Source organism: Natronincola peptidivorans (assembly GCF_900111615.1).
In the GTDB taxonomy this organism is placed as follows: domain Bacteria; phylum Bacillota; class Clostridia; order Peptostreptococcales; family Natronincolaceae; genus Natronincola_A; species Natronincola_A peptidivorans.
Genome location: NZ_FOHU01000007.1, coordinates 1 through 13,960, shown reverse-complemented (window position 1 = coordinate 13,960; position 13,960 = coordinate 1). Strand labels below are relative to the sequence as shown.

Below are 13,960 nucleotides of genomic sequence, written 5' to 3'. Positions count from 1 at the left end.
TAAAGATTTAAAGTAGTTTTGGGTATATTTAAAGATAAATATTATTTTTTTTAGAGAGAAGGGATGGCATTGAAAAATATTGGCGCATTTTTTGACGTAGATGGAACACTATATAGAGATTCTTTGATGGTAGCACATTTTAAAAGACTAATAAAATATGAAGTGATAGATCCTGCTATTTGGCATAATATCGCTAAGAAGACCTTTCACGACTGGGACAAAAGACGTGGAAACTATGAAGATTATCTATTAGATGTAGCCGAGGTATACTTAGATTCCATGAAGGGACAAAACAAACAGCATATAGAGTTTATTACCAATCAGGTAATCAATATAAAGGGAGATAGAGTCTATCGTTATACCAGAGATAAGATAGAATGGCATAAAGAACAGGGGCACAAGGTTATCTTTATATCTGGAAGTCCCGACTATTTGGTATCAAAAATGGCAGAGAAATATGATATCACTGACTATAGAGGTACTAAGTACCAGGTAGATGAAAACAACAAATTTACTGGAGAAATCATACAAATGTGGGATTCTGATAGTAAACATAAAGCTATACTAGAATTTGCTGATATGTATGACATAGATTTAGAAGAGAGCTATTCCTATGGCGATACCAATGGAGATTTTTCTATGATGAAGCTAGTAGGAAAACCAGTGGCCATCAATCCAGCGAAGGAGCTCTTGTTAAATGTAAAAGCAGATCAGGAGCTAAAGGATAAGATTACGATTATTATAGAAAGAAAAGATGTGATCTACCAACTAAATGCAGATGTAGATATCATATAAGCAACAATTAAAAAAAGCTGTAGGAAGGAAAGAGTCCTACAGCTTTTTTGTTGCTATAATCTAGTTAGCTAATCTAAATGAAGAATCTGCTATCCTAACAGAATCCCTAATACCAGAAGTAACATATACATCTTGATCCTTAGTAACAAATATTCCTTCTACATCAGGAAGACTTTCAATGAAATGAAGTCCTTCCTCCAGCCCCATAACAAAGGTAGCAGTAGAAAAAACATCACCCTCCATGGAAGTATTGGAGATGATAGATACACTAACAAGTTCATTGGCAGTGGGATAGCCAGTTTCTGAGTCAATAATATGATGATAATGCTCACCTGTTTCCTCATCAATAAAAAATCTTTCATAATTGCCTGAGGATACGATGGACTTATTGACTAACTCAATACTAGCGATTACATCAGAAACACCAATAGTAGGATTTTGAATACCCATTCTCCAAGGGCTGCCATCAGGTTTAGGTCCCATCACATAGATGTCTCCACCAAAATTTACATAACCACTTTTTATACCTTCTTCTTTTAAAATTCTAGCAGCTTCATCAACGGCATAGCCCTTTGCAATACCACCTAGATTAATCATCATATGTGGATCTCTAATATAAACCTTGCTTCCATCAATTTCTAATTGCTGTAGATCAACATGATTTTTAGCCCACTGAACTTCTTCAATAGAAGGCTTTTGAGAAATATAATCAGAGTCGCTGGCTTCGATACTTTTCCTCCATAATTCTATTAATGTACCTAAACCTATATTGAAGGTACCATCCGTTAATTCATAAAAATCTATACCGCTTTTTAATACCTGAAGGGTTTCATCTGATACCTTAACAGACTCAATACCTGCTTTTTCATTTAATTTATAAATATCACTGTCTTCAATGGTAATACTCATGGAATTTTCTATTTGGTGAACCCTTTGATAAGCCTTACTTAAAGCTCTATTTCCCTCTTCATCAGAAGGACTATATATCTGTATAGCAGCAAGGGTGTTTAAAACAAATTGTTGTTCCTTTTGCTCAGTCAATACCTCATCAGGTTTTTCGCTACAGGATATAAGGATAAAAGATACCATCAACAATAGTAGTAAGGTCTTTGCTCTATGAATGAATATTTTCACAATAAAACACCTCTCTTTCACTAAATAATTATAGCAAGCAAAAATGTAAAAGTAAAGGATGCAAAAGATAGCATCACACCACATGAAGTATTGCCATTTTATAGAAAAAAGAAACAAAAATATTGCGAGGTGAATCAAAGTATTTAAAATTCAACACCACAAACCAATAACAACTATTAAAAGATAGAAAATCTTAGAAAAAAAATAATACAAAATACTATTGAAAATCAATTTCGTTTGATATATAATTAACTTGTAACAGAAGAAAAAATATAATAGTACTTATAACAAGGGGGAAATTTTTAATGAAAAAAGTGTTGATGCTAATTTTAGCAATGCTTATGGTAGTAAGTGTTGTTGGTTGCTCTAGTCCTACAACTGCTGATCCAGATCCAGCACCACCAGCAGAAGAAGTAGTAGAAGGTAAGTATAATGATGGTACCTACGAAGCAGTATCTGATGCAGGTCCTAGAGGATATGGTAAAGTAGTTGTTACTATCGAAAATGATGAAATTGTTGCATTAGAGTTAACTGAGTACACTGGGTTCAATGAGCAAAAAGGGGATGACTATGCATATGGAGAATTCCATGAAGCACAAGCAGAATTAACAGAAGCTTATATAGCAGCTAATGGAACTGAAGGTGTAGATGTCTTCACAGGAGCTACTAGCTCAAGTACAAAATGGACACAAGCGTTAGATAGAGCTTTAGAAAAAGCTTTAGTTGAAGCTTCTAGTGATGCTGAGTACTCCGATGGTATCTTCATGGGGGCTACTGAGCTAGGTGAAAGAGGACGTAAGCTAGCTTGGGTAACGATTGAAAATGATAAAATTGTAGAAGTAGAATTAAAAGAAACAAGATTTGTAGATGATAACGAAGAATATAAAGATGAAGAGTATGCATTCGAAGCATTTCATGAGGCATTAGAAGAAATGCCAGCTAGATTTATTGAAGCAAATGGTGCTGATGTAGAAATCTATACAGGAGCTACAAGCTCAAGTACTGGCTGGATGGAAGCAGTTGAAAATGCATTAGAAGCTGCAAGAAAATAATATACAAAAACAAAAAACTTCCTAACCAAATTCTTTGGTTAGGAAGTTTTTTTGTTAAGAAAAAATCTATAAATAGCTTTCAACTGTCAACTTTATAAGAAGTCAACGTATTATAGAGTAAGGATGTATGGTAAATAGAGGAGGTATGTTGATGAGAATGTCTAGTAGATATCTAAGATTATTAGATCCTTATATGGAGGGTCCTGATGTTATGCATGTTCAAGAAAGACTAACAAGCTTAGGATTTTATGAAGATGAAATAGATGGCGTATATGATGAAAATTTATTTGAAGCTGTTAGAAGCTTTCAAGCAGATTTTGGCTTGAGCCCTGATGGAATCGTGGGACCAGATACGTGGAATGCTATAGGTTTAGATCCTGAAAGGAGATATCCTATACCGCCGGAGGGATATTCTATAGAGATAGATTTAGAGAGGAAAATATTAACCCTTAAACAATTTACAGAGACACTAGAAACCTATCCTGTAGCTGTAGGAAAGCCTTCTACACCTACACCTGTAGGAGATTGGCAGATTATACAAAAGACAACAAATCCAGGGGGACCCTTTGGTACTCGGTGGATGAGAATAAATGTTCCTTGGGGGGGATATGGCATCCATGGTACTGATGCCCCAGAATCTATAGGGACTGCTGCCAGCCGCGGCTGCGTGAGGATGTTTAACGAAGATGTCAATGAATTATATGATATTGTTCCATTGGGAACACCTGTAAAAATCATTGGAGATGTATTTACAGGAAGAGTTCTAAGCGAAGGAGTAGAGCCAGGGCCGGATGTGTTTGAAGTAAAAACTACTTTAACAGAGCTAGGCTATTATGATGGAGAAATAGATGGCATCTATGATGAAGAAATAGCAGAAGCTGTAACAAGTTTCCAAAGGGATTTTAATATAGTAGCAGATGGTGTTGTGGGGGTAGAAACCTATAATGAACTGCAGCTAGCAAGAGATCAATACTTGGAAGTCAGGGAACCGTAAGAGAGTTTTTAAAAGGATCATCATAAAACTTCAGATGATCCTTAATTTTTTCTCGCAAACTCGTAATTATATGATACAATAAACTAATATAGTCATAATAGCATATGGATTCAAAAAAAGAGCCAAAAAAGTCTATTAAAGGACAAAAAAGTCTATTAAAGAAAACATACCTTTATGGTATGATAAACAGAGAGGCTATATGCATTACTGATAAAGCAGATTTTTTAAATGAATATACGATTGCTTATCTGATGAATAACTATACAATATAATATAGTTATTTTAATTATTGTCTTTTATTGGCGAAGACTAAAACGTTTTAGAAAGGAAGAAAATAATGCGTTTAATAATTGTTGGAGGGGGAAAGCTAGGCTATAAACTAGCAGAATCCTTATCACAGGAAGAAAACGATGTGATTGTTATTGACATTGACAGTCAGGTTCTGCAGAGAATCAACGATCACTTGGATGTGCTTACTATTAAGGCAAATGGCGCTCAATTGCAGACCCTGGAACAGCTTCATATTGAGAAATGCGATTTGATTATTGCTGTCACGGGAAGTGATGAAACCAATGTATTGGTAAGTGTGATAGCGAAAAAATTAGGATGCAAAAAAGTAATCGCACGTATTAGAAATCCTGAATACGCTAATCAAGTGGAATTTATTAAAGAGAATATGGAGATTGATTATATTGTTAATCCTGAACTATCAATGGCTAGAGAAGTTGCTAAGTACTTGTTAAAAGGTCAGGCCCTATACATGGAGAATTTTGCCAAAGGCAAAGTAGGCATGGTGGATTTTAGGGTACAAAACCTAACCGGGATAGATGGCAAAAAAATAAAGGAATTAGATATGGCAGGGCCAGTATTAATCGTAGCCATCTGCAGAAATGGTGAGATGATTATTCCTCATGGTGATACAGAGATTCTAGCCACAGATACCATCTATCTTATGGGACAAAAAGAAGGTATTAATAACTTTTCTAAAGTCTATGGAGCTCCTATAGATATGAGAGCTGTAAAAAAGGTACTGATTTTAGGTGGTGGAAAAGCTGGGTATTACTTAGCAAATAAGCTTACCTATAATGGTGTCGATATAAAGATTATTGAGCAAGATAAAGAAAGGTGTAAGTATTTAGCAGAAAATTTAAAGAGCGGTTTAGTGATCCATGGAGACGGTACGGATATAAACCTTCTTATGGAGGAAAATATTGCGGATATGGATGCTTTGGTATCCCTGACAGGTTTAGATGAAGAAAATTTATTAATTACATTATTAGCAAAGCAATATGGAGTAAATAAGGTTATTGCAAAAGTAAGCCGTTCCAATTATATACCCATCATTGAACAGTTGGGTATTGATGTTGCTATAAATCCTATCTTGATTACAGCCAGTGAAATTCTAAGGTTTATTCAAGGTGGAAGGGTGGTCTCTATTTCTCTGCTATTAGGAGGAAAAGCTGAGGTACTAGAAATCATTGCCCGGAAAGAATCAAAGATTGTTGGCAAAAAGCTAGCAAATCTTGGTTTGCCAAAAGGCATCATTATAGGCTCAATTCTGCATGAGGATAAAGTAATCATACCAGATGGTGAATCAATTATTCATCCAGGCGACAGAGTGATTGTTTTTTGTCTGCAATCTGAAGTGCTGGCATTAAATAAATATTTTTATCGGCCTCAAGGGGGACTATTAAATGAACTACGGAATAGTTTTAAAGGTACTGGGAAATCTACTGCTATTTGAAGCTGTTGCTCTTCTGCTGCCATTAGCAGTAGGAATTTATTATAAAGAAAGTAGCGTTCTAGCCTTTATGTACACCATATTGATTTTAATTGTATTGGGAGGAATGATGAGGAAATTTCCCAGCTCCTCTAAACAAATAAAGGCTAGAGAAGGCTTAAGCATCGTTGCCGGAGGATGGATTTTTGTCTCTTTTTTTGGTGCTTTACCCTTTGTATTGGATGGTAGTATTCCTTCTATGGTAGACGCTTTCTTTGAAACTGTATCTGGACTGACTACAACGGGGGCTACTATTATTAATGATATTGAAGTATTACCTCGGAGTATTTTGTTTTGGCGCTCCTTCACCCATTGGTTAGGTGGAATGGGTATATTGGTATTAACCCTAGCAGTGCTGCCTGCATTGGGGGTAGGGGGATTTCAAATTTTCAAAGCAGAAAGTCCTGGTCCTGTATCGGACAAGCTGGTACCTAGAATGAGAAATACTGCAACGATTTTATATACTGCTTATTTAGGAATTACTATCTTGGAAATGATCCTTCTTTTAGCAGGAGGACTGACGCTATATGAATCTGCCCTACATACCTTTGGTACTGTAGGCACAGGGGGGTTCTCTACCTACAACAGCAGTATAGGCGCTTATGAAAGCAGCTATGTAGTCATGGTTATTGCTATATTTATGATAGCTTCTGGAGTAAACTTCTCTTTATACTATGAACTGTACAAAAAGAATTTTAAAGAGATTTATAAAAATTCTGAACTTAAGCTATATTTATCTATCATAGCTATTAGTGTTTTATTAATAACTTTAAATCTATATGGCAATGTCTATGACAATATATTTGAGACCTTCAAGCAGGCATTCTTTCAAGTTGGTTCTTTTATCACCACTACAGGTTATACAACTACAAATTACGAGGAATGGCCTGGATTTAGTCAAAGCATTTTATTCTTTCTAATGTTTGCTGGGGGATCTGCAGGTTCTACGGGAGGATCTATTAAAATAATCCGTTTACTTATTCTATTAAAGCTGGTAATAAGGGAGATCTCTAAAATACTACATCCTAGGGCAGTAATTCCTATTCGAATCAATGGCAAAATGATATCTGCGGATGTAATTGCAGGGGTTAGCAGCTTTTTCTTCTTATACCTATTATTATTAATGGTGGGTTCTCTACTAATTTCATTAGAAGGAATTGGGCTGGTTAGCTCTATTAGTTCAGTGGCGGCTACGCTAGGAAATATAGGACCGGGCTTTGGCTTTGTAGGGCCTACCCAGACCTATAGTGATTTTAGCGTTGCCAGCAAGATGCTGCTATCTCTTATGATGCTATTTGGCAGATTGGAATTATATACAATATTTATTTTATTAATGCCAGCTTTTTGGAAGGAACGAATATAAGCAAAGGGATGTTGACGAAATACAATTAATGTACTAAAATAACATAAACAGCCATATATAACACAAAACTATTGTAGCTACTTTTCTTATGGAAAAGTAGCTATATTGTTATAAAACAAGAAAAATATATGCAATATATAGATTAAATATACAGGGAGGTAGACAGGTGAAAAAATCAGATTTGAAACAAATGCTGGAGAAAAAAGTTTTAACATTTGACGGCGCTATGGGGACAATGCTGCAAAGGATGGGTCTAAGCACCAGTGAATGTCCAGAAATATATAATCTACATAATAGAGAAATAGTTAAAAGCATTCACCAGCAATATCTTGAAGTAGGATGCCACATTATCCAAACCAATACCTTTGGTGCAAATAAAATAAAGCTTCAGCAATATGGTCTCGGTGATAAGACAGAGGAAATCAATAGGCAAGCTGTACTTATTGCTAAAGAAGCAGCTTATGGTAAAGGATTGGTGGCAGGAGACATTGGCCCTACTGGGAAATTTGTATATCCATTAGGAGAATACAGCTTTGAGGAAATCTATCAGATATTTTTTCAGCAGGCAAAGGCCTTGATAGAAGCTGGAGTGGATTTGATCAATATAGAAACCATGTCGGATATCAAGGAGGCAAAGGCAGCAGTGATGGCAGTAAAGGATGCTGGAGATATCCCTGTCACTTGTACCATGACCTTTCAAGAAAACATGAGAACACTGACAGGTGCGGATCCAGAAACTGTAGCTACTGTACTAGAATCCTTAGGTGTAGATGTGCTAGGGGTCAACTGTGGCTTTGGCCCAGATATGATGATAGATATTATCAAAAGAATGAGTCAGGTAACTGACAGTTTTTTAATGGTGCAGCCAAATGCTGGGTTACCTAAGCTAGTGGATGGAGAAACTATTTTTGATTTATCTCCTGAGAAAATGGCAGGCTATGTAGAAGGATTAATTCAACTAGGAGCAAATATCATAGGAGGCTGCTGCGGTACAACACCTGAACATTTACAGCAAATCGTTGATAAAGCAGCTGAGATGAAGCCTGTACAAAAGAAGAAAATATCCTTTTCTAAGCTAGCCAGTGCTAGAAAAACCTTAATCATAGGGGATACCTATGAAACTAGGACAATAGGTGGTTATATTAATCCCACTGGGAAAAAATATTTGACTGAAATGATAAAATCTGAGAACACATCTGTATTGTGCCAAGAGGCTGCAAAACAAGTGGAGGCAGGTGCCCACATCATCAATATCAATCTAGGGGTAGATACCTTAGATGAAAGTAAAGTAATGAAAAATGCAGTCTTAGAAATACAGCGGTCTATTGATGCCCCTATTGCATTAGATACTGTAAACTATCATGCAATGGAGGAAGGGTTAAAGGGAGTAGAAGGAAAGGCTTTACTAAACTCTACCAATGGTAAAGAGGATGCACTGCATCAAGTGTTAGATATGGCAAAGAGGTATGGAGCAGCTGTTGTAGGTTTGACCTTGGATGAAAAAGGAATTCCCCAGAAGGCTGAAGATAGAGTAAGGATTGCAGAAAAAATTGTAACAGCTGCTTTAGATAAGGGATTAAGAAAAGAAGATATTTATATTGATACATTAGTTTTGACAGCTGGCGCTCAGCAGGATTTAGCTTTAGAATGTTTAAAAGCCATTAGGCTAGTGAAAAAGGAATTAGGTGTAAAAACTGTTCTTGGGGTAGAAAATATTTCCCATGGATTACCCAATAGGAGCTATGTCAATAATGCTTTCTTAGCTATGGCTTTACAGGCTGGACTGGATTTACCCATTATTAACCCGTATCATCATAACAATTGGACAGTGATTAAAAGCACTGACGTATTGGTGGGAAAGGATAAAAATGCTAAAGCTTATATACAATGGTCCAATATAAATAAAAATACAGCATCAAAAGAGGAAATAGAAGAAACAAAAGAAAAAGAGAAAGCTAGTGAAGCAGAGAAATTAATGAAAATAATTAAGCAAGGAGATAAGCCAGTAGCAGTTCCACAAGTAAAGCTATTGATGGAAGAAGGGATGGAGCCAGTAGAGATCATAAACAACTGTATCATTCCAGCATTGGAAAAGGTGGGAGAAAACTATGAAAAACAAATCTACTTTTTACCCCAGCTTTTATTAGCAGCCGAAGCTGCTCAAAGTGCATTTCAATATCTAAAGGAATTTGTAAAGGAAGACACGGATAAAAAATTAGGCACCGTTGTTATCGCTACAGTAAAAGGAGATATACATGATATAGGGAAAAACATTGTAGCCATCATGCTAGAAAACCAAGGATTTCATGTAATCGATTTGGGAAAGGATATAGCCACTGAGGTTATTATCGAAACAGCTTTAAAGGAAGATGCCAGTATAATTGGATTGAGTGCCTTAATGACCACAACCATGCAGGAAATGAAGAAGGTTGTAGCAACCTTACAAGCTAGAAATATCCATATACCAGTGATGGTGGGTGGGGCCGTTGTGACAGAAGATTATGCCAGGGAGATAGGTGCTTATTATGCAGCTGATGCTATAGAAGCTGTAAAAACAGCCAATAAAATTATGTATAACAATAAAAAAATAGAACCCTATCAACAAAAATAACTTCCCTATTGACTTTCTTTAAAAAAGAATATACTATAAACATATATGTATGTTTATTCATTTCTAAGTATAAATAGTTAAAAAGTTCATCAGTTTCTTTGATGAAGAAAATAATCTATGTATCCTCATTATGAATAGATTACTAAAGGGAGGGGTATTTTGTTGAAGGAGAAAAAAGTAAAATTGTTGATGAATCATACCACCCAACCAAAGGACAAAAATATCTTATCAAATAAAGCCCAAAAGGTATTGAAAGAAAATAGAGAAAAGCGCTTAGAAATGTGGAAAAATAATTAAGAGAATATGAAAGATTATAAAGACTATAAAGAGGCTCAAGTAGGACTAAGGGCCTTTTTTTGTGTGATTAAGACTGTTTAGTAAAAATTCGACATATAAATCCGCTGAAAAAAAAGGGATTAATGGAAAAAAGTTGAATAAGGAAATTGAAGAACAATAGAAGAATTGGAATAAAAGCTATTCTAATGATTAAGCCACGAATCACTAGAGGGGGTGCGGTGGTGGAAAAAAATATTGATTGGAAAAATATGATAGCTGAAAGAGAATTAATGGGAGCTATTCTCAATAAGATTTCAGAAGGGATTGCTGTTTTAGACCAAGAGGGAAGATTTATCATGATGAATGATGCTTACAGTCAGATGCTTTCCTATGAAGGTAGAGTACTGGAAGATGCAATGAACAGCTATGACCTGGAGAAGAATAATGCATATATTAATATCAATGAATTTATTATTGGAAAAGTTAGAGAAGGCATAAGCTTTGATGATGAAATATGTACAATCAGCAGCAAAGGAGAAAGGAAGCATATTTGTTTCAGTTGCAAACCTATTTGTAACGAGGAAGGGGAAGCAATTTACACAGTTGTATGTCTTCATGAGATGACAAAGTTAATGCTGCAGTCTGAAAAAATACAACAGCAGAAGGAATATATAAATAATATCATACAAGCTTTGCCAACACCTGTAGCTGTAGTTGCGTACCCCGGATGCACTTACGAATTTGTAAATAAGGAGTATGTAGAGTTCTTAAAAGCCATGACAAGAAAAGCACTTGACCATAATGACATAATAGGAAGTACCATTAGTGAGATTCTGCCTTTAGCATGTGCAGATGCTATTAAAGGAATACTAGGGAAAATTTATAAGGAGCCTATGACCACCCAGGAGAAGATGATTTCCTTTAAAACACCTAAAGGTGAAGCTAAGCATTACCAAATGCTTCATACTGCTCTAAAGTATAGTGCTAATGACAAAATGTATATCGTAAGGATCGGAATGGACATTACATCCCAAGTGGTGCTTCTTGAAAATACTGAAGCCTTAACGAAAGCCAAGGAGGAATTTTTTGCTACCATTTCCCATGAGCTTCGATCACCTATTGCTGTTATGCACTCCATTTTTCAAATGTTGAATGATGATTATTATAAAAGGGAATTAAATGAAAAGACAAGAAAGCTGTTAAAAAAAGCCCAAAGAAATAACAGAAAACTATTAAGGCTTGTTAATAATTTTCTTGACATTACAAAAGCTGAAGCAGGGTTTATGCAGTTAAGACAAGTAAATGCTAATCTTGTCAAGTATACCCAGTATCTTGTTAAAACTATTCTGCCGGTTGTAGAAAAGAAAAAGATACAGCTGAATTTTACTTCCACCTGCAGTACCAAAAGAATCGTTTTAGACATAGAAAAATATGAAAGAATTTTATTAAATTTATTATCAAATGCTGTTAAATACACCCAGTATGAAGGAAAGATAGACGTATATATACACGAGGATGACAGGTATTTAAAGGTAGGAGTCAAGGATAACGGCAGTGGAATTTCAGAAGAGGAAATAGATAAAATATTTGACAGATTTTATATTTCCTGTAGTTCAGAAAAAAAGCTAAATGAAGGAACGGGTATAGGGCTATCTTTGGTTAAAAGATTTATGCAGCTAATGGAAGGAAAGATTGAGGTAAATAGTCACCCAGGAGAAGGTAGTGAATTCATTTTAAGCTTTCCAAAAAAGCTAAAAAATACAACAGAATATACGATGATAGAAGAATTGCAGCCCACAAGGGAAAGCATAAGCCTGGAATTTTCTGTATTGTATGATTAAAACTAAGCCCCTGCCCATGAAAAACATGGATAGGGGCTTAGTTTCTAGATAATAAATATAAATGTATTTTTTAGGAGTTAAGTGTAAAAAGGTCTTTTCTAGCTAGTCACCTAGAAGCATGCTGACATCTAGCAGTTCTCTTTGCAGTTCGAGCAACTTATTTTTTATTTTATCATAATCTTTTTGCAATACCTCATCATCCATAAAACGATTTGTCTTAGTAACTAAGCTTTCAAATTGGTCGTATACCCGCTGCAGCTCCTTCTGAATATTTTCTTTCCTTTGAATAGGTTCTAGTATTTCCCCTGAATATGCCTTTAAAATATCGTTTTCTAGCTGGAAGGTATAACCCATGTTTGGAACAATAGTAGGGATACCATATTTTGAAGTAATTAATTGTGAAAGGGTGGTGGAAGCATCTTCTTCCCCATGTACTAGAAAAATTCTTCTTGGCTTTTTACGGAATCCTGCAATCCAGCTCAATAGATCCTTTTGATCTCCATGACCAGAAAAACCCTCTATACTATGGATCTCTGCTAAAACTGCAATCTCTTCTCCCAGCAGCTTTACTTTTTTCACGCCATCCTTTAGTATTCTTCCTAAGGTTCCCTGTGCTTGATAGCCTACGAAAACAACGCTATTCTTTGCCTTCCACAAATTATGCTTTAAATGATGACGAATTCTACCGGCAGTACACATACCACTAGCAGAAATGATAACCTTTGGATAGTTGGCTTCATTTAAACGCATAGATTCTTGATGATCTCGTACAAAATAAAGATTATCAAAATTCAAAGGATTGTCTCCACTAAGTATAAGTTTTTTTGCTTCTTCATCAAAACAATAGGAGTTCTGCTTAAAGATTTCTGTAGCTGAGATAGCCATAGGACTATCAACATAAATAGGAATTCTAAGAAAGTTTTCTAGTTCATCATTATACTCATAATATTTATTGAGTTCATAAATAAGCTCTTGTGTTCTGCCTACAGCAAAGGAGGGAATAATAACAGTACCACCTCTCAAAGCAGTAGTATTGATTATCTCCATAAGTTTTTCCATTCTCTCTTCAACATTTTCATGAATACGATTACCATAGGTAGATTCTAGAATCAGATAATCCGCCTCCTCAATAATCTCGGGATCACGAATTAATGGTTTGTTTTTCATGCCGATGTCTCCAGAAAAAACAATTTTTACAGTATCGTCCCTCTCTGTTATCCATAATTCAATGATGGAAGAACCAAGGATATGACCAGCATCTCTAAAACGTATTGATATATCATCATTTAAAGCTATTTTTTGTTGATATAGAGCAGATTGAAAATATCGCAGGCTGATCTCAGCATCCGCAGCTGTATATAAGGGTTCTATAGGAGGCTTTCCGGCTCTTTTTCGTTTTCTATTCTCCCATTCAACATCATTTTCCTGGATATAGCCGCTATCCACCAGCATGATTTCAGCTAAATCCTTTGTTGCCTTGGTACAAAGAATTTTTCCCCGAAATCCCTCCTTAACTAGCTTGGGGATTCTTCCGCTGTGGTCGATATGGGAATGGCTTAGCAGAAGAAAATCGATTTCACTAGGCTTGAAGGGAAAGGCTTCATAGTTTAAGCTTTCCAAATCCCTACTACCTTGAAACAAACCACAATCCAAGAGTATCTTGTATTTCCCAGTAGAGATTAAAATATTGGAACCTGTCACTACTTTAGCGGCACCTAAAAATTCTATTTTCATTTTACAGCCCCCTTTGCAAGGATCGTAGTGTCAAGTTTGACACTCTTTTTTTACTAACTAATCATTATATTTTAAAGGTTTCAAAGTTTTTTTGTATAAAAAAACAATGCCCCCCCATTTCTTGATATAATTGAAGTTCCCAGCTCACAATTAATAAAGAAAGGGTGGTCATTGTGAACTCCATTATATCTTATTTAGTACTATATATTCAATATCTACAAAAAGAACTTTATACACTTTTAATCTTTGTCTCTAGAAACATCCCTTTACGCCAATTGAATTTTGAAGACTCTAATAGTCCTAAGTACCAGAAGTTAAAGATTGATAAGCTCCCTAGAATTCTAAAGTTTCAAATGCAAGATTATCGCTTCCTTCTGGAT

At 35.5% G+C, this 13,960-nt stretch carries 10 protein-coding genes; 8 read left to right on the top strand and 2 right to left on the bottom strand.

The window, feature by feature from the left end:
• Positions 1-69 precede the first annotated feature (69 nt).
• Entirely contained in the window at positions 70-795 is a 726-nt protein-coding gene (locus BMX10_RS09055) for an HAD family hydrolase (RefSeq protein WP_090442707.1), read from the top strand.
• A gap of 60 nt (positions 796-855) precedes the next feature.
• On the opposite strand, the gene BMX10_RS09050 is transcribed toward BMX10_RS09055, so the two are convergent.
• The gene (locus tag BMX10_RS09050) at positions 856-1,929 is read right to left on the bottom strand and encodes an FAD:protein FMN transferase (RefSeq protein ID WP_244272683.1); all 1,074 of its coding nucleotides are present in this window, start codon (positions 1,927-1,929) and stop codon (positions 856-858) included.
• 305 nt (positions 1,930-2,234) lie between these two features.
• Between BMX10_RS09050 and BMX10_RS09045 the strand changes: the two genes are divergently transcribed.
• From BMX10_RS09045 to BMX10_RS09020, 7 genes are all read left to right on the top strand, one after another.
• Entirely contained in the window at positions 2,235-2,981 is a 747-nt protein-coding gene (locus tag BMX10_RS09045; RefSeq protein ID WP_090442701.1) for an FMN-binding protein, read from the top strand.
• 151 nt (positions 2,982-3,132) lie between these two features.
• Positions 3,133-3,975 carry a L,D-transpeptidase family protein gene (locus BMX10_RS09040; RefSeq protein WP_090442694.1) on the top strand — a complete coding sequence of 281 codons (843 nt, stop codon included), beginning with the start codon at positions 3,133-3,135 and terminating at the stop codon, positions 3,973-3,975.
• Positions 3,976-4,312: 337 nt separating this feature from the next.
• Positions 4,313-5,719 (top strand): Trk system potassium transporter TrkA, encoded by a 1,407-nt coding sequence (gene trkA / locus BMX10_RS09035; protein WP_170834755.1) that lies wholly within the window; start codon positions 4,313-4,315, stop codon positions 5,717-5,719.
• On the top strand, positions 5,670-7,118 hold the full coding sequence (locus tag BMX10_RS09030; protein WP_090442688.1) for a TrkH family potassium uptake protein: 1,449 nt from the start codon (positions 5,670-5,672) through the stop codon (positions 7,116-7,118). The genes trkA and BMX10_RS09030 overlap by 50 nt, the downstream gene beginning before the upstream one ends.
• Positions 7,119-7,284: 166 nt before the next feature.
• On the top strand, positions 7,285-9,729 hold the full coding sequence (locus tag BMX10_RS09025) for a homocysteine S-methyltransferase family protein (protein ID WP_208976134.1): 2,445 nt from the start codon (positions 7,285-7,287) through the stop codon (positions 9,727-9,729).
• A 162-nt stretch (positions 9,730-9,891) separates the two neighbouring features.
• On the top strand, positions 9,892-10,026 hold the full coding sequence (locus BMX10_RS18445) for a hypothetical protein (protein WP_280140761.1): 135 nt from the start codon (positions 9,892-9,894) through the stop codon (positions 10,024-10,026).
• A gap of 221 nt (positions 10,027-10,247) precedes the next feature.
• Positions 10,248-11,846 carry a sensor histidine kinase gene (locus BMX10_RS09020; protein ID WP_170834754.1) on the top strand — a complete coding sequence of 533 codons (1,599 nt, stop codon included), beginning with the start codon at positions 10,248-10,250 and terminating at the stop codon, positions 11,844-11,846.
• A 102-nt stretch (positions 11,847-11,948) separates the two neighbouring features.
• Here BMX10_RS09020 and BMX10_RS09015 read toward each other — a convergent pair whose 3' ends face one another.
• Positions 11,949-13,580, bottom strand: coding sequence for an MBL fold metallo-hydrolase RNA specificity domain-containing protein (locus BMX10_RS09015; protein WP_090442682.1), 1,632 nt, complete (start codon positions 13,578-13,580; stop codon positions 11,949-11,951).
• Positions 13,581-13,960: the final 380 nt, after the last annotated feature.

What these genes read in the sequence shown, in the direction of transcription:
- BMX10_RS09045 (WP_090442701.1), top strand. Translation starts at nt 2,235, where the DNA reads ATGAAAAAAGTGTTGATGCTAATTTTAGCAATGCTTATGGTAGTAAGT.
- BMX10_RS09040 (WP_090442694.1), top strand. Translation starts at nt 3,133, where the DNA reads ATGAGAATGTCTAGTAGATATCTAAGATTATTAGATCCTTATATGGAG.
- trkA (WP_170834755.1), top strand. Translation starts at nt 4,313, where the DNA reads ATGCGTTTAATAATTGTTGGAGGGGGAAAGCTAGGCTATAAACTAGCA.
- BMX10_RS09030 (WP_090442688.1), top strand. Translation starts at nt 5,670, where the DNA reads ATGAACTACGGAATAGTTTTAAAGGTACTGGGAAATCTACTGCTATTT.
- BMX10_RS09015 (WP_090442682.1), bottom strand. Translation starts at nt 13,580, where the DNA reads ATGAAAATAGAATTTTTAGGTGCCGCTAAAGTAGTGACAGGTTCCAAT.